At 47.6% G+C, this 19,490-nt stretch carries 18 protein-coding genes and 1 other RNA gene; 14 read left to right on the top strand and 5 right to left on the bottom strand.

What is annotated here, in order from left to right:
• Positions 1-48 precede the first annotated feature (48 nt).
• On the top strand, positions 49-684 hold the full coding sequence (gene sspA / locus BLS03_RS00365) for a stringent starvation protein SspA (RefSeq protein WP_093268134.1): 636 nt from the start codon (positions 49-51) through the stop codon (positions 682-684).
• Between the two features lie 19 nt (positions 685-703).
• On the top strand, positions 704-1,174 hold the full coding sequence (gene sspB / locus BLS03_RS00370) for a ClpXP protease specificity-enhancing factor (RefSeq protein ID WP_093268136.1): 471 nt from the start codon (positions 704-706) through the stop codon (positions 1,172-1,174).
• A gap of 59 nt (positions 1,175-1,233) precedes the next feature.
• Here the strand turns inward: sspB and dolP are convergent, their stop codons facing one another.
• From dolP to BLS03_RS00390, 4 genes are read right to left on the bottom strand one after another with little or no spacing between them, the layout of a single operon-like run.
• Complete coding sequence (gene dolP / locus BLS03_RS00375) at positions 1,234-1,806, bottom strand: division/outer membrane stress-associated lipid-binding lipoprotein (RefSeq protein WP_093268139.1); 573 nt, start codon at positions 1,804-1,806, stop codon at positions 1,234-1,236.
• A 4-nt stretch (positions 1,807-1,810) separates the two neighbouring features.
• Positions 1,811-2,401 carry a phosphoheptose isomerase gene (locus BLS03_RS00380; RefSeq protein ID WP_093268141.1) on the bottom strand — a complete coding sequence of 197 codons (591 nt, stop codon included), beginning with the start codon at positions 2,399-2,401 and terminating at the stop codon, positions 1,811-1,813.
• Positions 2,402-2,404: 3 nt separating this feature from the next.
• The gene (locus tag BLS03_RS00385) at positions 2,405-2,773 is read right to left on the bottom strand and encodes a YraN family protein (protein WP_093268144.1); all 369 of its coding nucleotides are present in this window, start codon (positions 2,771-2,773) and stop codon (positions 2,405-2,407) included.
• Positions 2,760-4,565, bottom strand: coding sequence for a penicillin-binding protein activator (locus BLS03_RS00390; protein ID WP_093268146.1), 1,806 nt, complete (start codon positions 4,563-4,565; stop codon positions 2,760-2,762). Before BLS03_RS00390 ends, BLS03_RS00385 begins: the two co-directional genes overlap by 14 nt.
• A gap of 70 nt (positions 4,566-4,635) precedes the next feature.
• Between BLS03_RS00390 and rsmI the strand changes: the two genes are divergently transcribed.
• A complete protein-coding gene (gene rsmI, locus BLS03_RS00395) occupies positions 4,636-5,499 on the top strand; it encodes a 16S rRNA (cytidine(1402)-2'-O)-methyltransferase (protein WP_093268149.1) in 864 nt (287 codons plus the stop codon).
• Between the two features lie 140 nt (positions 5,500-5,639).
• An RNA gene (gene rnpB / locus BLS03_RS00400) (RNase P RNA component class A) lies at positions 5,640-6,031 on the top strand.
• Between the two features lie 55 nt (positions 6,032-6,086).
• Here rnpB and BLS03_RS00405 read toward each other — a convergent pair.
• Positions 6,087-6,647 (bottom strand): Ail/Lom family outer membrane beta-barrel protein, encoded by a 561-nt coding sequence (locus BLS03_RS00405; RefSeq protein ID WP_176765490.1) that lies wholly within the window; start codon positions 6,645-6,647, stop codon positions 6,087-6,089.
• A gap of 553 nt (positions 6,648-7,200) precedes the next feature.
• Between BLS03_RS00405 and rsmH the strand changes: the two genes are divergently transcribed.
• From rsmH to murC, 10 genes are all read left to right on the top strand, one after another.
• Positions 7,201-8,151 (top strand): 16S rRNA (cytosine(1402)-N(4))-methyltransferase RsmH, encoded by a 951-nt coding sequence (gene rsmH / locus BLS03_RS00410; protein WP_093268154.1) that lies wholly within the window; start codon positions 7,201-7,203, stop codon positions 8,149-8,151.
• Positions 8,152-8,154: 3 nt separating this feature from the next.
• Positions 8,155-8,472, top strand: a complete 318-nt coding sequence (ftsL, locus tag BLS03_RS00415; protein WP_093268156.1) for a cell division protein FtsL — start codon at positions 8,155-8,157, stop codon at positions 8,470-8,472.
• On the top strand, positions 8,469-10,220 hold the full coding sequence (locus BLS03_RS00420; RefSeq protein ID WP_093268159.1) for a penicillin-binding transpeptidase domain-containing protein: 1,752 nt from the start codon (positions 8,469-8,471) through the stop codon (positions 10,218-10,220). The genes ftsL and BLS03_RS00420 overlap by 4 nt, the downstream gene beginning before the upstream one ends.
• 11 nt (positions 10,221-10,231) lie before the next feature.
• Positions 10,232-11,731 (top strand): UDP-N-acetylmuramoyl-L-alanyl-D-glutamate--2,6-diaminopimelate ligase, encoded by a 1,500-nt coding sequence (murE, locus tag BLS03_RS00425; protein ID WP_093268162.1) that lies wholly within the window; start codon positions 10,232-10,234, stop codon positions 11,729-11,731.
• Entirely contained in the window at positions 11,728-13,089 is a 1,362-nt protein-coding gene (locus BLS03_RS00430; RefSeq protein ID WP_093268164.1) for a UDP-N-acetylmuramoyl-tripeptide--D-alanyl-D-alanine ligase, read from the top strand. Before murE ends, BLS03_RS00430 begins: the two co-directional genes overlap by 4 nt.
• Positions 13,089-14,171, top strand: a complete 1,083-nt coding sequence (gene mraY, locus BLS03_RS00435) for a phospho-N-acetylmuramoyl-pentapeptide-transferase (protein ID WP_093268167.1) — start codon at positions 13,089-13,091, stop codon at positions 14,169-14,171. The genes BLS03_RS00430 and mraY overlap by 1 nt, the downstream gene beginning before the upstream one ends.
• Before the next feature lie 72 nt (positions 14,172-14,243).
• On the top strand, positions 14,244-15,572 hold the full coding sequence (gene murD, locus BLS03_RS00440) for a UDP-N-acetylmuramoyl-L-alanine--D-glutamate ligase (RefSeq protein WP_093268169.1): 1,329 nt from the start codon (positions 14,244-14,246) through the stop codon (positions 15,570-15,572).
• 18 nt (positions 15,573-15,590) lie between these two features.
• Positions 15,591-16,838, top strand: coding sequence for a cell division protein FtsW (gene ftsW / locus BLS03_RS00445; protein ID WP_093268171.1), 1,248 nt, complete (start codon positions 15,591-15,593; stop codon positions 16,836-16,838).
• Positions 16,822-17,889 (top strand): undecaprenyldiphospho-muramoylpentapeptide beta-N-acetylglucosaminyltransferase, encoded by a 1,068-nt coding sequence (gene murG, locus BLS03_RS00450; protein ID WP_093268174.1) that lies wholly within the window; start codon positions 16,822-16,824, stop codon positions 17,887-17,889. The genes ftsW and murG overlap by 17 nt, the downstream gene beginning before the upstream one ends.
• A 9-nt stretch (positions 17,890-17,898) precedes the next feature.
• Complete coding sequence (gene murC / locus BLS03_RS00455; protein ID WP_093268177.1) at positions 17,899-19,368, top strand: UDP-N-acetylmuramate--L-alanine ligase; 1,470 nt, start codon at positions 17,899-17,901, stop codon at positions 19,366-19,368.
• The last annotated feature ends 122 nt before the right edge of the window (positions 19,369-19,490 follow it).

Below are 19,490 nucleotides of genomic sequence, written 5' to 3' on the forward strand. Positions count from 1 at the left end.
GGCTTAGCCTCCATTGTTTTTTTATCTGTAAGTGTGCTGGAGGGCTCCATGGCTGTAGCTGCCAATAAACGTTCTGTGATGACTCTATTTTCAAGTGCATCTGATATGTATAGCCATCAGGTTCGTATTGTTCTGGCTGAGAAAGGTGTAAGTGTTGAAGTTGAGCTCGTAGATGAGTCTAACCTGCCAACTGAATTAGTTGAGCTTAACCCTTACAAGACAGTACCAACGCTTGTTGATCGCGAGCTCGCGCTTTACGATTCTAAGATCATCATGGAATACCTTGATGAGCGTTTCCCACATCCACCCTTGATGCCTGTGTATCCGGTTGCGCGTGGTAATAGCCGTCTGATGATCTATCGTATTGAAACTAACTGGTATTCTTTAGCAGATAAAATTGTTAAAGGTACGCCAGATGAAGCGGAATCAGCACGTAACAAGTTGCGCAATGATCTTCTGACTCTTGGGCCAGTTTTTGCTGAATACGAATACTTCATGAGTGAAGAATTCAGCCTAATCGATTGTTACTTAGCGCCGCTATTATGGCGTCTACCTGTATTAGGTATCGAACTGATTGGTCCTGGTTCAAAAGAACTGAAAGTATATATGAACCGTGTATTTGAACGTGATTCATTCCTTGCTTCGTTAACTGAAGCTGAGCGTGAAATGCGTTTAGTTCGTTAAGATTGATTTGACGAGTTCCATGGATATATCCCAAATGACGCCACGCCGTCCGTATATGCTGCGCGCATTTTACGAGTGGTTGGTGGATAACGATTTAACACCTCATCTGGTTGTGGATGCGACTCTTCCGGGAGTACGCGTTCCACTCGAGTTTGTTCAAGATGGGCAAATCATTCTAAATATCGTGCCACGTGCTGTTGGTAATTTAGAATTGGGCAACGAAGCCGTGAGCTTTAACGCTCGCTTTGGTGGACGCCCACACTCAGTTATCGTACCGCTTTACGCTGTCCAAGCGATTTACGCGCGTGAAAATGGTGCGGGTACGATGTTTGAGCCAGAAGAAGCTTACCAAGGTGTGTTTGAAGAACAGGAAGTTGAGCAGACTTCAGATAGCGAAATTGCGCAAGATTCTGACGTAACCAGTGAAACTTCTGAACCAGAAGACCCACCGCGACCTAAAGGCAAACCTAGCCTTCGAGTGGTTAAATAGCATTAATAAAAAAGCAGCGTTAACGCTGCTTTTTTTGTGTTTACCATTTAATGGTGTGGTTACTCGTCACCATATTGAAAGGCTTTGACTACTCGCTTAACACCGGAAATATTCCGCGCAATATCGGCGGCCATATCGGCATGCTTATGAGATACATAACCGAGCAAGAACACTTCGCTATCTTCAGTGATCACTTTGATTTTGATGCCAGTCAGCTCTGAGTTGGCCAGTAAAGACGATTTCACTTTAGTGGTTAACCAGCTGTCATGGCTAATTTCCCCCAAAGAGATGGGCTCTTTGATATGTACTTCGTTATAAACCTTTTTCACCCCTTTGACTTTACGAGCTTTTTGTTCGAATTCGCTGAGTAAATCTTGCTCAGAGGATTGGCCGATTAAAATCACGACACCGTTATAGGAGCTGGCAGTAATGCGAGTTTTCTCGGCAAAAGGAGCCTTATTGGCGATTCCCGCTATTTGCAATTCAATGTTGTTATCGTCCCAAATCTCTTGAGTCGTTCGCGGATCGGTTACTATGTTTGCGGTAGTAGCTGCGCCTGCGAACAAGACTCCAGCACAGCCGCCAAGCAGTAATGGAGAACATAAAATCAGTAGAATTTTAGCGAGTTTCATAGCGTTACTCTTCGTGAGTTGGAAATAAAACCTGATCAATCAAATCGCACAAGCAGTGCAATGTGACCATATGAACCTCATGGATTCTGGCTGTGCGGTGCGATGGAATACGAATCTCAACATCATTTTCACCCAGCAATCCAGCCATTTCACCGCCATCTTTACCGGTCAGAGCGATGATGGTCATGTCACGAGTTACCGCAGCTTCCATGGCTTTGATGATGTTTTTGCTATTACCACTGGTCGAAATCGCCAGTAAAATATCGCCTGGTTGACCAAACGCACGCACTTGCTTAGAGAAAATTTCTTGATAGTGGTAGTCGTTAGCCACCGCGGTTAACGTGGTGATGTCCGCGGTCAACGCCATGGCGGGCAGGCTAGGGCGTTCGGTTTCAAAGCGGTTCAACAGGCAAGAAACGTATTGCTGTGCATTGGAAGATGATCCACCGTTACCACAGCAGAGAATTTTATTGCCTTTGAGTAAGCTACTGACCATGGCTTGAGCGGCATGGGTAATCGCATCTGGAAGCGCTTCAGCAGCGGCGATTTGAATTTGAATACTTTCTTTAAAACTGTCTTTAATGCTTTCGAGCATCGGTTATCCTTGAGTAATCACATTTTTTATCCATTCAATCTGCTCGCCTTGTTGATGGATTGCAACCAGATCGAATCGAAAATCCGTGGAATAGACGGAAAGTCCTTGCTTCATCAGCCAGAGATTGGCTGCTTTAACGAGTTTGTTCATTTTGGAGGGAGTGACTGTTTCAGCCGCATGTCCATAACGCTGGCTTTGACGATATCTGACTTCGACGAAGACGATGGTTTCGCCGTCGCGCATGATTAAGTCGAGTTCTCCCCCTCGAACCTGAAAGTTTCTCTCAATTATGACTAAGCCGCAACCTTGTAAATACTTTTCGGCTGCGGCTTCGTATGCTTGTCCGGTTGCTCGGCGATTAAAGAGCTTCATGCTCCGTCCAGCTGAGCTCGCGATTGATCACACAGTTGTCATCAATGCTCAGCACACCGGTTTCGCCTTTTACGGTATAGCCAGCCACGACTTTCATCTGTGGCAATTCATCCATTAAGCGGTAAGCATCCATCCCCAAAGCTTGCAGGCGTTTCTCTGCGTTTGAGTCTTTTGGCCACAACTCTTTCATTTGCGCTGCCAATTCTGGATCTGGATTGATCAGAATCGGTAGATCACTGTATGCCACGCCAGACAAATCTTCATATTGAGTTTGTCCGGTGTTGCTACGTGAGTTAGAGAACAGTTTCGGTGGCTTAGTATCTGGGTTAATTGCTACTTCAATAAACGGTTTGATCAGCGTTAGTTCAGCACTGTTTGCCACAATGTAGACCGAGTCAATATCACGGCGGCTACGCGGCTGGGTTTCTAGCGGAATATTAAGCAGCGATTGCATTTGGGCAATGTGCTGCTGGCTGTCTTGTAGGCCAAAAATGTTATTGATGTTACGTTGCAGCTGACGTTTGTCACCAAATAGGCTTACCGCCACCTTATTATCGCTATGCTCTTTCCACTCTTTTTCAAACGCTTCAACGACACGGTTACCTAAGTGACCGTTTGGCGCCAAAATCAGTGGGTAGCGATAGCCTTTGTCATACAAGTGAATGGCCGCTTGAGCAACTTCTTGCTCTGGTGATAGCGCAAGATAGCAAGTGTTGATACCGGCCTCGAGCTCCTCTGGAATATTCAGAGCCAGAGTCGGAATTGGCGTGCTGAAGTGCGATTGAGCTGCTTGCAGTTTCTCAACATTTTCTTTGATAAGTGGGCCAACGATAAAATCGATGTTCTTTTCAAGGATAGTGTTTTCAATATCCTGCGCAGTCGATGCGTTGGTATCGATAACGGTCAAGGTGGCGTTTTCGTCACGGTCGTGATCGTTCATCATTTCCAGTACAAAGCCGTCACGAATCAATTTTGCCTGCGGTGCAAACTTGCCAGACAGCGGCAGTAAGAGTGCGGTGTTCACTGGCTTAACGATTTTCAACTGCAGAATTTCGTCGATCGATTTGGGTGTGTATAAAGCCGCTGGGTGCTGCGGATTTTCATCGAGCCAGTTTTTAAACGAATTACGCAATTGCGGAATATCGCTCGCCAATGACTTATTGTACATCGCAAGCTGTACCCAACCGTCAAACACGGCATCATCGCTGTTTGATCTTAGCGAACTAAGTTGAGTTTCATCGTACTGGTTGAGATTTTTCCAGATATTTTCTGAAAGTGATTGGCGCTCGGCAACGGGCGCGAACGTCTGCAGTCCAGATAATTGGCGAGCAACCTCAAAGTAGTTTTCACTCTTCGCGTATAGCGTGGCGCGAAGTTGGTAATACTCTTGCCATTGCGCATTTTCCAATGACCAGTTGCTATCAAAATTTAACGAGCTAAGCGCTTGGGCATCGTTACCTTGATTGATATATTGCTGCGCGCGAATTAATTGCCACTGCGCTTGTTGACGTTGAGTCATCTGAGTACGCGATAAGCGACGCGATAGATTGTCGGCTTGAGTAAAGTCATTGGCCTCGACAGACGCTTTGTACGCCATGATCAACCAATCCACTTGAAGCGCGCCTTCGCTGCTATCGGCTTGCATTAGGTAGCTTTCTGCCGTTTGTGTTGGTTCAAGAGTGATATCAACCGAGGTTGGGGTTGATGGCCCGGTTGAACAAGCGGCTAAGGTGATCGCTAATGCTACAGGCGTTAAGATGCGTGGTACACTGAGTCTCTTATGGTGTTTCATGGCCATGAGTTCTTTTCGCTATTAAGTGTAAAATTGTTTCTATATTAATCGTTGAAGTGAAGCTAAACAAATGACAGATAACAAAACATTGCCTGCCGAGGTTCCAACTTTGTACATTGTTCCGACACCAATTGGCAATTTGGGGGATATTACCCAACGCGCCTTGGAAGTGTTGTCTAATGTCGACATGATTGCCGCTGAGGACACTCGCCATACTGGCAAACTGCTTTCTCACTTCAATATTCAGACCAAAACCTTCGCTTTGCATGATCACAACGAGCAGCAAAAGGCACAAGTTTTGGTGGAAAAACTTCTTCAGGGCGCGTCCATTGCATTGGTTTCCGATGCTGGCACGCCGCTGATCAGTGATCCAGGGTACCATTTAGTCAGCCAATGTCGTCATGCGGGCGTCAAAGTTGTGCCATTACCTGGTGCGTGTGCGGTGATCACCGCATTAAGTGCCTCAGGACTTCCGTCAGACAGCTTCAGCTTTGAAGGCTTTTTACCGCCCAAAAGCAAAGGACGCAAAGATAAGTTTCTCGAAATTGCGAAAGTAGAGCGTACCTGTATTTTCTACGAGTCGCCACACCGGATTACCGATTCATTGCAAGATATGCTGGATATTTTAGGCGCAGATCGTCAAGTGGTGTTGGCTCGTGAGTTAACTAAAACCTTTGAGACGATTCAATCTCTGCCTTTGGGCGAGTTAATCGAGTGGGTCAACAGCGACGACAACCAACAGCGCGGTGAAATGGTTTTACTGGTTCACGGCCACCGTTCTTCCGAAGCCGACACTTTGCCAGATGAGGCCATTCGCACTTTAGGCATTATTGTCAAAGAATTGCCGCTTAAAAAAGCCGCTGCACTTACCGCTGAAATCTACAACCTTAAGAAAAATGCGCTGTACAAATGGGGTCTCGACAATCTCGATTAAGCCAGCTTTCGCCGATTTTTAAGCTCTCAGTCGCAGCTTTCTTATCTTGAGTGCTTATAGTTTAACCAGATGGCGTCAAATTACGTGGGAATGCCGAAACTGCCTAGACACTGCCAGCGCTTATCTATACAATCCGCCACGGAGCTGACCGGGTAGTCGCTGCCTTATTGATGTCCTTTGGGAGACTGATAAGGGGGAGGAAAGTCCGGGCTCCATAGAGCAGGGTGCCAGGTAACGCCTGGGGGGCGCAAGCCTACGACAAGTGCAGCAGAGAGAAAACCGCCGATGGCCTATCTTTTTCGAAAGGGGCACAGGTAAGGGTGAAAGGGTGCGGTAAGAGCGCACCGTGCGTCTGGTAACAGTGCGTAGCAAGGTAAACTCCACCCGGAGCAAGACCAAATAGGCCTCCACATTGCGTTGCTCGCGTAAGGAGGCGGGTAGGTTGCTGGAGCCAGTGAGCGATTGCTGGCCTAGAGGAATGGCTACCGCCGTGCAAGCGGAACAGAACCCGGCTTACAGGTCGGCTCCTCCAATTTAAAAAACAAAAAACCGCCTTAAGGCGGTTTTTTGTTTTTTAAGCTCGATATCTAGAAGCGATATGCAGCACCCAAAGACAAAGTTGCAACTTCTAAATCATTAAACTCGGTATATTCATATGACGCATCTAACGCAAATCTATCTGTGATATCAAATTGTACACCTGCACCTACAGCAATGTTTGAATCACTTTCAGAACCACTAAGGTTATAGCCGTATCCTGAGTAACGGACATTTGCGGTCCCAGAAGCAAAGCCAATTAAAGCGTATGCACTGAAGTATTTATTTGCTCTATATGTAGGACCAAATAAGTAGGATGTGTAATCAAGTTCAATATTTGCACTTTCATATCCAGAATAAGCTGATTCTGAGAGATTGGTATACGTGAATGAGCCTATGAAACCGAAAGTTTCGTTTGCTCGTGCTCTGAATTTGATATTAATACCAGACGGATTTTCATCTGCATCTTCGCCGTACATTGATAGTGTACTTTGGGCATATGCTCCTGATATAGAATATTTTTTAACTTCTTTGAGAGTATCAGAGTTTGCGTATGCGCCGGTAGAAAGTAGAGCACTAGTTAATATTACGGCGGTAGAAATGTTGTTCATTGTTTTCCTCATTAGTGTGTAATGAGGATATTTTCTATTTATACGAAATAAGTTCAGATTTTTTTGTGCTGATTGTGACTTTAGTTTTGCTTGGTATCTTTATGTTTTGTAAGTAATTATGTAGTTATTCGTTGCGTAAATGCATGGGAGGTAAATGATTGTATTTTGTTTATGTCATTAAGCATCGAAACCCAAATATGTTTTTAGGTTTGGTGGTCGGATAGTGGGTGATGCTTATATTTGCTTTTATGATTTAAAGTATGCAGTTAATTATGTAAAATCTCCTACTATCCAAATCGAGGCACACAGGTTCTAATCACTCTAAGTTGTGTTTTTATTCTGTTATAGCTTTGCATATGGTTAATAGTTAACTCTCCCATCGTAACAAGCCGTTATGATGGGTTTTTTGCTTTTTACTGACGTAAATATTTTTGTAAGCAATAAACTTAGCGCAATATCACGTGTTACTAGTCGCTAGAGGTGGCGATTATACGACAAATCGGTACACTGATGTGATCGAGCGCTTGCAGCGATAGTTTAGACGAGATACTCAATGACTGAATCATTCAAACACATATCGGTCCTGCTCAATGAATCGATTGACGGATTAAACATCAAACCCGACGGCGTATACATTGATGGTACTTTTGGCCGAGGTGGACACAGCCGAACGATTTTGTCGAAATTGGGTGAAAATGGTCGTCTCTATAGCATCGATAGAGATCCGCAAGCGATTGAAGAAGCGAAGAAAATTACTGACCCTCGTTTCACCATTATTCACGGGCCTTTTTCTGGTATCGCAGAATATGCCAAACAGTATCAGCTCGAAGGTAAAGTCGATGGCGTGCTGTTTGATTTAGGTGTCTCGTCGCCACAGCTTGATGACGCTGAGCGTGGATTTAGCTTTATGAAAGACGGCCCACTGGATATGCGCATGGATCCAACCTCAGGGATTCCGGTTTCTGAGTGGCTGGCAAAAGCGGATATCGATGATATTACTTGGGTGATTCGCGAATTTGGCGAAGACAAACACGCAAGGCGTATCGCGCGCGCTATTAGTGAATATTGCGCCAACGAAGAAAACGAGCCACTGACTCGCACCTCGCAACTGGCAAAGCTGATTTCAGATGCAGCGCCAAAAAGTTTTAAAGAGAAAAAACATCCAGCGACACGCTCATTTCAAGCGTTTCGCATTTACATCAACAGTGAACTTGAAGAGATCGATAAAGCCCTAGTTGGCGCTGCGGGAGTGCTCGCGCCTGAAGGCCGTTTGTCGGTGATCAGCTTCCATTCACTGGAAGATCGTATGGTGAAGCGTTTTATGCGCAAAGAAAGCAAAGGGCCACAAGTGCCCCATGGTATTCCGATGACCGAAGCGCAAATTCAAGCGCTAGGTAGTGCGAATTTAACCACCATAGGTAAAGCTATCAAACCGACTGATCAAGAAATTGAGATGAACCCTCGTTCTCGCAGCTCGGTATTACGTATCGCTGAAAAACTCTGATTTATGAGCCAACCAAGCCCCAATCTCGCTAAGTTAATCGTTCGCGATCTGTTTACTGCAGGTCGTATTCCTCTGATTTTGCTGGTTTTGATTTTTGCATCGGCGATGGGAGTGGTGTTTATGACGCACCATACTCGCGATGCGGTGTCTGAAAAAGATCAAGCATTAAGCGAACGGGACCGCTTGGATGGTGAATGGCGCAACTTGTTATTAGAAGAAACCGCACTGTCAGAGCATAGTCGCGTGCAAAATATTGCCAAAGATGAGCTGGAGATGAAACGTCCTGATGCGGACAAAGAAGTGGTGATTACGCTCAAATGACAACCAAGAAAAAAACGCCCAAACCGAATTCCAAATCGACTAAATCGACCCATTCAAGCAAGTCAAATACCGCGGCACCCATCCTTATTCAGTGGCGCTTTTATCTGATTTTACTCTTCGTGTTCAGCGCCTTTGCTCTGCTGATTGGCCGAATTGCCTACATCCAAATTATCCAACCCGACAACCTGATTAAACAGGGCGACTTGCGCTCAGTGCGCGCCAAAACATTGCATTCAGCACGCGGCATCATTTCCGATCGTAACGGCGAACCACTCGCGGTCAGTGTGCCGGTCGATGCGGTATGGGCAGATCCTGCGACGATTTTCAAACAGGGCGGCCTTGACGATATCGATCGCTGGCACGCACTGGCTGATGTGCTTGGCCTCAAACGTGATGATTTGATTAATAAAATTCGTGAAAACAAATCGCGGCGTTTTATTTATTTGCAGCGTCAGGTTAGTGCTGCGATGTCGAATTACATTCGCGAACTAAAATTGCCGGGGATTGGGCTGAAATCCGAATCTAAGCGTTACTATCCTGCGGGAGAAGTCAGTGCTCACCTTGTGGGCGTGACCGGGATAGACGGTCACGGTTTAGAAGGCGTTGAGCGCAGCTACGACAAATGGCTCACAGGTGAAGCGGGCAAACGCATTATTCGTAAAGACCGTTACGGACGGGTGGTGGAAAACATCTCACTTGAAGAGCGTGAAGAGGGTAAGCCGCTTGAGCTGACGATTGATCAGCGCATTCAAGCCATCGCCTACCGCGCTATCAAACAAGCGGTTGCGGATTATCGTGCTACCTCGGGTTCGGCGGTCATTTTAGATGTCAAAACTGGCGCGGTGTTAGCCATGGTGAATGCGCCGTCTTATAACCCGAATAATCGCTCAGATTTACAATCGTTTAAGATGCGTAACCGAGTCATTACTGACGCAATCGAACCTGGTTCAACCATCAAACCTTTTGTGGTGCAAGCCGCTCTTGATAATGGGACCGCCGATGAAAATACCATTATCGATACCGGTAATGGCCGCATGCGTATTGGTGGTAGTACGGTGCGTGATTCCTCTGTTGTCGGAAAGGCGTCATTAACTAAAATTCTTAAGAAATCCAGTAACATCGGCGTGGCTCATCTCGCGTTAGGGATGCCGCTTGATTCATTACTCGGAATGTACAGCTCGGTCGGATTTGGCGAAGTGTCGGGTTTGAACTTAGTCGGTGAAACTACGGGTATTTTCCCTAATCGCCGCCGCTGGTCTAAGTTTGAAATTGCAACTTTGGCATTTGGTTACGGTATTTCGGTAACGCCGCTTCAGTTAGTGCACGCTTACGCAACCTTGGGCAACTTAGGTAAATATCAACCGATTCACATTATTGAAAACAACAAAGAAGACTTATCGCGCCAGGTGTTTAACCATGATAACGCGGAAAAAGTATTGAAAATGTTGGAAACCGTTACTCAGCCAGGTGGTACCGCTACTCAAGCTGCGGTGCCAGGCTATCGTATTGCGGCTAAAACTGGTACATCGCGCAAAGCCGATGCGGGTGGCTACAGTGATGAATACGTCGCGCTGACCGCAGGTCTCGCGCCGGTCAGTGACCCACGGGTTGCTTTGGTGGTGGTGGTGAATGAGCCGCAAGGTGACTTGTACTACGGCGGTTCGGTTGCCGGCCCAGTGTTCTCTGAAATTATGAAAGGCACGCTCCAAATTCTCAACGTTGCCCCTGATGAGAACCGCTTTAATTAAGAGATAGAGACATGACACAAGCTCAAGTGATGACCCTAGGTGAGCTCGTCTCACCTTGGTGTGATATTTCCGCCCATGCGGTCGCTCAATTACCCGTTCGCGAGTTACAACTCGACAGTCGAAAAGTCACTCCGGGCACGGTTTTTGTTGCCATTCAAGGCCATGCGATGGATGGACGTCAGTTTATTTCCGCTGCGACCCAGTCTGGTGCCAGCGCGGTGATTGCTCAAGCCGATGAGCAGCACGCCCATGGCGATATCATAATGCACCAGCCAAGTGATGTACCGATTCTCTATCTCAACGACCTCAATCAACATCTTTCAGCGCTAGCGATGCGTCTGTATCCGCTGGCGTCTAATCAACTGATTGCCGTGACCGGCACCAACGGTAAAACCACCATCAGCCAATTGATTGCTCAATGGCTTGAATTACTTGGGCGCCGCGCCGCGGTTATGGGAACCACGGGTAATGGCTTTTTAGCCAATCTCCAGCAAGCCGCCAATACCACCGGGAATGCGATTGAAATTCAGCAGACTTTAAGCGAACTAGAGCAGCAAGGTGCACAGTTCACTGCACTTGAAGTCTCTTCTCATGGTCTGGTTCAAGGGCGAGTTCGTAACTTACCGTTTCAAGTTGGCATTTTTTCCAATTTAAGTCGCGACCACTTGGATTATCACGGCACGATGCAAGAGTATGCCAAAGCCAAGATGAGCTTGTTTACTGAGCATGATTGCCAGCAAGCGGTATTAAACATCGACGATCAAGTTGGCGCGCAATGGATTAGCCAATTACCTCAAGCGATTGGTGTGTCGCTGCAGCCGCAATCCGACTCTGCAAAGCACGTTTATGCAACGGATGTGACCTACAGTGAGCAGGGCATCAGTTTGTCATTTTCTGGTCGATTTGGTGACGGGAAGTTGACCGCACCGCTCATAGGTCAATTTAACGCTAGTAATTTATTATTAGCATTGACGACTTTACTGGCCTTGGGGTTCAATAAATCCGACCTGATTGATTGTGCTGGTCAATTAAAACCTGTGATTGGACGAATGGAATTATTCCAACAAACGGGCAAAGCCAAAGTCGTGGTTGACTACGCACATACGCCAGATGCGCTTGAAAAAGCGTTGTCAGCATTGCGCGTGCATTGCCAAGGGCAACTATGGGCGATTTTCGGCTGTGGCGGCGATCGCGATGCGGGTAAACGCCCGATGATGGCACAAATCGCGGAACGTCTGGCCGACCAAGTGATTTTGACCGATGACAACCCGCGCAGTGAAGACCCAAACACCATCATTACCGATATGCAAAACGGCTTGACCTCGCCGCAAAAAGCGGCGGTTGAGCACGACAGATTTCGCGCATTGGCTTTTGCTCTTGAACAAGCGTCAGAAAACGACATTGTTTTACTTGCAGGGAAAGGTCACGAGGATTATCAAGTAATTGGAAGTCAAACCGTGCACTACTCTGATCGCGAGAGTGCTGCTCAGCTGTTGGAGGTAGCGTTGTGATCACATTAAAACTGAGTGAGATTGCCTCGGTTGTTGAGGGCCAATTAATTGGCCAAGATGAAGAAATTGATTCGGTATCAACCGATACTCGAACCCTAGAAGTCGGCGCGCTGTTTGTTGCGCTTATCGGTGAGCGCTTTGACGGTCATGATATGGCAGCAACGGCTCTAGAAGCTGGCGCCAAAGTGCTGCTGGTGAGTCGAATCCTTAACGATGTTACTGCGCCGCAAATCCTCGTTGAAGATACCAAGTTGGCGCTTGGACAAATAGGCGCTTATGTTCATCAGCGCTGTCAAACACCGACGGTGGCGATTACCGGTAGCTGTGGCAAAACCACAGTCAAAGAGATGGTTGCCAGTATTTTGTCGGCCCAAGGCCAAGTGCTGTATACCGCTGGCAACTTCAATAATGATATTGGTGTGCCGCTTACGCTGTTGCGTTCTACGCCGCAAGATAGTTTTGCGGTACTGGAATTAGGCGCTAACCATATTGGTGAGATTGCCTACACGACTAAACTGGTTAAGCCGCAAGTGGCGCTAGTGAATAATGTCGCCGCTGCACATTTAGAAGGTTTTGGCAGTATTGATGGCGTTAAGCAAGCCAAAGGTGAAATCTACCAAGGGCTGGAACCTGGCTCTGTCGCCGTCGTCAATTCGCAAAGCAATGGCGGCTCTTATTGGAGTGATGTGTTAGCCGATAAGCGAGTGAAAACCTTTTCCCTTGCCGATGTGAATGCCGATTATTTCGCGTCGGATGTTGTGCTCAACGCGCAAGGTGAGGCGTTCTTTGTGCTGCACACCCCTATTGGCGAAGTGTCGATTCAACTAGCCATCGCAGGTAAACACAATGTGGCTAATGCATTGGCCGCAACGGCACTGGCGCTAGAGATGGGCGCTAGCCTCGACATGGTCAAAAACGGTCTTGGTCAATTGCAGAACGTAAAAGGGCGCGTTGAAGTGGTGAAGCTTAGCGATAGCATCACTCTTATCGATGACAGTTATAATGCCAGCGTACCAGCCATGAAAGCAGCCATAGACTTGTTGGCGAATTATCAGGGGCAACGTTGGTTGGTTTTGGGCAATATGGCCGAGCTTGGCGAGGAAAGTCTTGCACTTCACCGTCAAGTCGGGGAACATGCTGCCCCATTCCATTTCGAGCATGTATTGACCTACGGCGAAGACGCGCGAGCGATCTGCGATGCATGCCAAGGAACGCATTTTAATAACCACCAAAGCATGGTGGATTTTATTCTGCAGCAATTAAACGAATCTCAAGATACTCAGCACACTTTGCTCGTAAAAGGCGCAAACAGTGCGGGAATGAGTAAAGTCGTCGCTGCGCTTAAGGAGAACTATTAATGATTATTTGGCTTGCCGAACTGCTACAGCCATACTTTTCTTTCTTTCGATTGTTTGAGTATTTGTCTTTTCGAGCCATTCTCAGCATTCTCACCGCACTCGCACTCTCTTTGTGGATGGGACCTCGCCTAATTAAGCGTTTACAACTTTTGCAAATTGGCCAAGTCGTGCGTAACGATGGGCCAGAATCCCACTATAGCAAACGCGGAACCCCGACCATGGGCGGAATCATGATTCTCGCCTCGATCGCAATCACGGTATTGCTGTGGACCGATCTTTCTAACCCTTATGTCTGGGCTGTGCTTGCAGTATTACTTGGCTATGGCGTGGTGGGTTTTGTCGATGACTATCGTAAAGTCGTGCGTAAGAACACCGATGGCTTGATCGCGCGCTGGAAATACTTCTGGCAGTCGGCGATTGCTTTGGTCGTCGCGTTTGCTTTGTACGTTCACGGCAAAGATACCGCCGCGACACAACTGGTGGTGCCATTTTTCAAAGACATCATGCCGCAACTGGGCTTGATGTATATTGTGCTGACCTATTTTGTGATTGTGGGTACCAGTAACGCGGTTAACCTTACCGACGGTTTGGATGGTTTGGCTATCATGCCAACTGTGTTGGTTTCTGCGGGGTTTGCGGCGATTGCTTGGGCAACCGGTAACGTTAACTTCGCCAACTATTTGCACATTCCATATATTCCATACACCTCTGAGTTAGTGGTGTTCTGTACGGCAATGGTCGGTGCTGGGCTTGGATTCTTGTGGTTTAACACCTATCCAGCTCAAGTGTTTATGGGCGATGTTGGCTCCTTAGCATTGGGCGGCGCGCTTGGCACTATCGCGGTATTGGTTCGCCAAGAATTCGTATTGGTGATCATGGGCGGTGTGTTTGTCATGGAAACGCTGTCGGTGATTCTGCAAGTTGGCTCATACAAACTGCGTGGTCAACGTATCTTCAGAATGGCGCCAATTCACCATCACTACGAATTGAAAGGCTGGCCAGAGCCACGGGTTATCGTGCGTTTCTGGATTATCTCCATTGTGTTGGTGCTATTTGGTTTAGCGACGCTCAAAGTCCGCTAAGTCTTGAACAGTACACAGTTTTATTTTTCGGCCGAGTCTATGACTCGGCTCTGATCATTTTAGGAGTTTTCGATGACTGCGAAGGGTTGGCAACACATACATCAAGTTGTTGTAGTCGGATTGGGCATTACGGGGCTATCGGTCGTGAATTACCTCAAGCGTCATCAGCCCTCGACGTCAATCAAGGTTATTGATACTCGCAGTACGCCGCCAGGTGCGGAAAAGCTGCCAAATGATGTTCAGCTGCATTGCGGCGGCTGGCAACAAGCTTGGCTGAATGACGCCGATCTCATCGTGGTTAACCCCGGTATTGCGCTTGCAACACCAGAGCTGCAATTGGCTATCGAAGCGGGTGTTCCGGTGGTTGGTGATATTGAGCTGTTTGCTTGGCATGTTGAAAAGCCAGTGATTGCGATTACCGGCTCGAATGGCAAAAGTACCGTGACTGATTTAACTGGCGAAATGGCCAAAGCCTGCGGGTTAAAGGTCGGAGTCGGCGGTAACATTGGTGTACCAGCACTTGAGCTAATCGACCAAGACAATGATCTTTATGTGTTGGAACTGTCGAGTTTTCAGCTTGAAACCACATCAAGTCTGGAACTGGTGGCTGCGGCATTTTTGAACTTATCTGAAGACCATATGGACCGCTATCACGGCATGGAAGATTATCGCCAAGCCAAGCTGCGGATCTTTGACAACGCCAAATACTGCGTCGTGAACTTGCAAGATGAGGCGACTTATCCAGACCAAGTCGGTAAAGTTTTGGTGTCATTTGGCCTCGATCCTAAGGCCGATTTTGGGTTGGTGACTCATCAAGGCGCGGAATGGTTAGCCCAGCGTAATACGCCGATCATGCCAAGTTCTGAGCTGACTTTGGTTGGCCGTCATAACCTAGCCAATGTGCTGGTGGTATTAGCGTTATTGGACAGCGCCGGGATTGATTACAAAAAAGCGCTGACCACGCTAAGAAATTACAGTGGACTGACACATCGCTGCCAAGTTGTTGCTGATAATCAAGGTATTAAATGGATCAATGATTCCAAAGCAACCAATGTTGCGAGCACGCTAGCTGCATTGTATGGGCTTGAGTGTGGCGGCAGTTTGTATTTGCTGGTGGGTGGTGTGGGTAAAGGCGCCGATTTTTCTGATCTAAAACCAGCACTTGCGCCGTTACCGGTTGAACTGTGCTGCTTTGGTCGCGATGCAGAGCAATTTATGCCGCTTCATCCATCAGCCAAGCACTATGACACCATGCAAGACGTGATCGCCGATATTGCGCCGCGACTCAAATCCGGAGATATGGTGATGCTCTCGCCAGCATGTGCCAGTTTTGACCAGTTCAGTAATTTTATGGCTCGAGGCGATGCGTTTGCAGCGCTCGCGCAGCAGTACGCATTTTAGCTTGATTAGGTAGTTTGAATGGCCGTTCGTGATTCCATCACTCACTTTAAATCTTGGGTGACTCGACCCTCACCTCAGGTGTTGTTTGACCGCCAGTTAGTGTGGATTTCCCTTGGTTTGATGCTGATTGGTTTGGTGATGGTGACTTCCGCCTCGTTTCCAATCAGTTCGCGGCTGACTCATCAACCGTTTCACTTTATGTTTCGCCATGCGATTTTCTTAACTTTAGCGCTGGCAGCATCCGGGGTGATTTTGCAAGTGCCGCTCAATCGCTGGATGAAATACAGTACCGCCATGCTTGGTGTTTCTGTGGTTTTGTTGGTGGTGGTGTTAGTCGGTGGGCACTCGGTGAATGGTGCTTCGCGTTGGATTCCACTCGGGCTGTTTAACTTACAGCCTGCTGAGGTAGCCAAACTGTCACTGTTTATTTTTATGTCCGGTTATCTGGTGCGTAAAAATGATGAAGTGCGACAAACTTTCTTTGGCGGCTTTATCAAACCGATCATGGTGTTTGCCACTTTAGCGGGTTTATTACTGATGCAGCCCGACTTGGGCACAGTGATCGTAATGCTGGTGACTCTGTTTGGCATGCTGTTTATTGCTGGCGCTAAATTGACTCAATTCTTGGCGTTAATGGTGGCTGGTATCGCCGCAGTGGTCGGACTGATTTTAATTGAGCCCTATCGTATGCGCCGCGTTACCTCGTTCCTTGACCCATGGGAAGACCCATTTGGTAGCGGTTATCAGCTGACTCAATCGCTGATGGCATTTGGCCGTGGTGAGTGGTTTGGTCAAGGGCTTGGCAACTCGATTCAGAAATTGGAATACTTACCGGAAGCGCACACTGACTTTGTGTTCGCGGTTGTGGCTGAAGAGCTCGGATTCGTCGGGGTAACCTTGGTGCTGGTGCTGATTTTCAGCTTAGTGTTGAAAGCGATTTTGATCGGTAAAAAGGCGTTTGAGAACGGCTTGAATTTCGGTGGTTATCTCGCTTTTGGGATTGGCATCTGGTTTGCGTTCCAGACCTTAGTTAATGTGGGCGCTGCTGCGGGTATTGTTCCGACCAAAGGTTTGACATTGCCGCTGATTAGTTACGGTGGCTCCAGTTTGATTATTATGTCGGTGGCGGTGTCAATCTTGCTGCGTATTGACCATGAATGCCGACTGAAACAGCTTCACGGCGAAGCCAATGCACTTGATATCGCCGAGCAAAACATTCCAGAACAAACACAAATAACGACAGAACTGAATGACGAAAAACAATAAACGTTTAATGGTGATGGCAGGCGGGACCGGCGGACACGTTTTCCCGGGGCTTGCGGTCGCCAAACAATTGCAATCCCAAGGTTGGGAGATTCGCTGGCTGGGCACTGAAGATCGTATGGAAGCGGATCTTGTACCGCAGCACGGTATTGAGATCGATTTTATCCGCGTTAAAGGACTTCGTGGTCAGAGCTTGATGAAGCTGGTTAAAGCGCCATTTCAAATTATTAACGCCATTAGCCAAGCGCGCAAACATCTCAAAACGTGGCAGCCTGATGCGGTTCTCGGTATGGGCGGTTATGTCAGTGGCCCTGGCGGCATCGCCGCTTGGACTTTAGGCATTCCTGTGGTGCTGCATGAGCAAAATGCGGTTGCAGGGTTAACCAATCGCTGGCTTGCCAAAATTGCCAACAAAGTCTTTCAAGCCTTTCCTGGCGCATTTCAGCATGCTGAAGTGGTCGGCAACCCAGTGCGTTCAGATGTGGTGAACTTGGAAGAGCCGCAAGTGCGTATGGCTGGCCGAGAAGGGCCAATTCGCATTCTGGTTATGGGGGGCAGCCAAGGAGCGCGAATCCTCAATCAGACTTTGCCACAAACCGCAGCGCTGCTGGGTGATGGTTTTGAAATTCGCCATCAAGCGGGTAAAAATAACGCTCAATCCGTTAATGCAGAATACCAAAGTGCAAACGTCAATCACGTAGATGTGGTTGAATTCATTAATGATGTTGCTGACGCTTATGCGTGGGCTGATATTCTGGTTTGCCGCTCTGGGGCATTGACGGTTTCAGAGGTAGCTGCAGCCGGTGTTGGCGCGATCTTTGTCCCGTTTATGCATAAAGATCGCCAACAAGCACTCAATGCAGATCATCTGGTAGAATGTGGCGCCGCATTAATGATTGAGCAACCTGATCTCAGCGCGAAAAAGCTCGCTGAGCAACTCTTGGGCTTAACCCGCAGCGAACTGATGACCATGGCGATGAACGCAAGACACGCCGCGAAGTTAAACGCCGATAAAGTTGTCGCTGACGCTATCGTCGCGATCAGCAATAAATGAGAAAATTTGATGACCATTGAACACAAACAGAACTTAACTCAAATTCGCGCCATGGTGCCTGAGATGCGCCGCGTTAAATCAATCCATTTTATTGGTATTGGCGGCGCAGGCATGAGCGGAATTGCCGAAGTGTTGCTAAATGAAGGCTATCAAATTTCAGGTTCAGATCTGGCTGCCAACCCAGTAACCGAGCGTTTAGCTGAAAAAGGCGCGCAAATTTATCTTGGCCACCAAGAACAAAACGTTAAAAACGCTAGTGTGGTGGTGGTGTCTACCGCGATTAACGAAGAAAACCCGGAAATCATTGCCGCGCGACGCGCGCGAATTCCTGTGGTTCGCCGCGCTGAAATGTTGGCGGAATTAATGCGTTTTCGCCACGGTATTGCCGTTGCGGGGACTCATGGTAAAACCACCACGACCGCGTTGGTCACGCAAATTTATTCTGAGGCAGGCTTAGATCCGACGTTTGTTAACGGCGGTTTGGTGAAGAGCGCTGGCACTAACGCGCGCCTAGGCTCGAGTCGCATTTTGATTGCCGAAGCCGATGAAAGCGATGCGTCGTTTTTATACCTGCAACCTATGGTCAGCATCGTCACTAACATTGAAGCCGACCATATGGACACGTATGGCGGCGACTTCGATACTCTGAAACAGACGTTTATCGATTTTCTCCATAACCTGCCATTTTATGGTCAGGCTATTTTGTGTATCGATGATCCTGTGGTTCGTGAATTAATTCCGAAAGTTAGCCGCCAGGTGATTACATACGGTTTTTCTGAAGATGCAGATGTGCGGATTGAGAACTACCGTCAAATCGGCCAGCAAGGTCAGTTTACTGTCGTGCGCAGTGGCCGTTCGAATCTCGATATTACGCTGAATATTCCTGGTCGCCATAACGCATTAAATGCTTCTGCGGCAATCGCTGTTGCAACAGAAGATGACATTAGCGATGACGCGATTTTAGCCGCGATGGCAGCAACTCAAGGCACAGGTCGCCGATTTGACCACCTTGGTGAATTTGAAACTGGTAAAGGCAAAGCCATGCTGGTGGATGACTATGGTCATCACCCAACGGAAGTGGATGTCACGATTAAAGCGGCACGTAATGGTTGGTCTGAAAAGCGTTTGGTGATGATTTTCCAGCCTCACCGCTATAGTCGAACGCGTGATCTTTATGATGACTTTGCCAATGTTTTAGAACAAGTCGACGTTTTGCTGATGTTGGACGTCTATCCTGCGGGAGAGAAGCCGATTGCGGGGGCGGATGGGCGTGCGTTATGTCGTACTATTCGTGGTCGTGGTAAAATCGATCCGATATTTGTCCCAGATGGCAGTGCTCTGCCGTCAGTCTTGGCAAATGTTTTACAAGACGGTGACTTAGTACTTACTCAAGGGGCTGGCGATGTTGGCAAAGTAGCCAAGCATCTGGCCAGTCTAAAATTGAATATTGAACAAATGCTAAAGAGTGAGAAAGCGTAAGTGAGCGGTTGCTCAAATTCTTTATTTAACTTACGGAGACATTTCTCACTTTCAATATTTGATACTTTTATTGACCTCAGTATAATCCGAAGGTTAAAGCAAGTATTTTTTCCTCTATTGCG

This window comes from Vibrio xiamenensis (assembly GCF_900100015.1).
Classification (GTDB): domain Bacteria; phylum Pseudomonadota; class Gammaproteobacteria; order Enterobacterales; family Vibrionaceae; genus Vibrio; species Vibrio xiamenensis.

Coding starts and splice junctions, on each gene's coding strand:
- sspA (WP_093268134.1), top strand. CDS start 49: ATGGCTGTAGCTGCCAATAAACGTTCTGTGATGACTCTATTTTCAAGT.
- sspB (WP_093268136.1), top strand. CDS start 704: ATGGATATATCCCAAATGACGCCACGCCGTCCGTATATGCTGCGCGCA.
- dolP (WP_093268139.1), bottom strand. CDS start 1,806: ATGAAACTCGCTAAAATTCTACTGATTTTATGTTCTCCATTACTGCTT.
- BLS03_RS00380 (WP_093268141.1), bottom strand. CDS start 2,401: ATGCTCGAAAGCATTAAAGACAGTTTTAAAGAAAGTATTCAAATTCAA.
- BLS03_RS00385 (WP_093268144.1), bottom strand. CDS start 2,773: ATGAAGCTCTTTAATCGCCGAGCAACCGGACAAGCATACGAAGCCGCA.
- BLS03_RS00390 (WP_093268146.1), bottom strand. CDS start 4,565: ATGAAACACCATAAGAGACTCAGTGTACCACGCATCTTAACGCCTGTA.
- rsmI (WP_093268149.1), top strand. CDS start 4,636: ATGACAGATAACAAAACATTGCCTGCCGAGGTTCCAACTTTGTACATT.
- BLS03_RS00405 (WP_176765490.1), bottom strand. CDS start 6,647: ATGAACAACATTTCTACCGCCGTAATATTAACTAGTGCTCTACTTTCT.
- rsmH (WP_093268154.1), top strand. CDS start 7,201: ATGACTGAATCATTCAAACACATATCGGTCCTGCTCAATGAATCGATT.
- ftsL (WP_093268156.1), top strand. CDS start 8,155: ATGAGCCAACCAAGCCCCAATCTCGCTAAGTTAATCGTTCGCGATCTG.
- BLS03_RS00420 (WP_093268159.1), top strand. CDS start 8,469: ATGACAACCAAGAAAAAAACGCCCAAACCGAATTCCAAATCGACTAAA.
- murE (WP_093268162.1), top strand. CDS start 10,232: ATGACACAAGCTCAAGTGATGACCCTAGGTGAGCTCGTCTCACCTTGG.
- mraY (WP_093268167.1), top strand. CDS start 13,089: ATGATTATTTGGCTTGCCGAACTGCTACAGCCATACTTTTCTTTCTTT.
- murD (WP_093268169.1), top strand. CDS start 14,244: ATGACTGCGAAGGGTTGGCAACACATACATCAAGTTGTTGTAGTCGGA.
- ftsW (WP_093268171.1), top strand. CDS start 15,591: ATGGCCGTTCGTGATTCCATCACTCACTTTAAATCTTGGGTGACTCGA.
- murG (WP_093268174.1), top strand. CDS start 16,822: ATGACGAAAAACAATAAACGTTTAATGGTGATGGCAGGCGGGACCGGC.
- murC (WP_093268177.1), top strand. CDS start 17,899: ATGACCATTGAACACAAACAGAACTTAACTCAAATTCGCGCCATGGTG.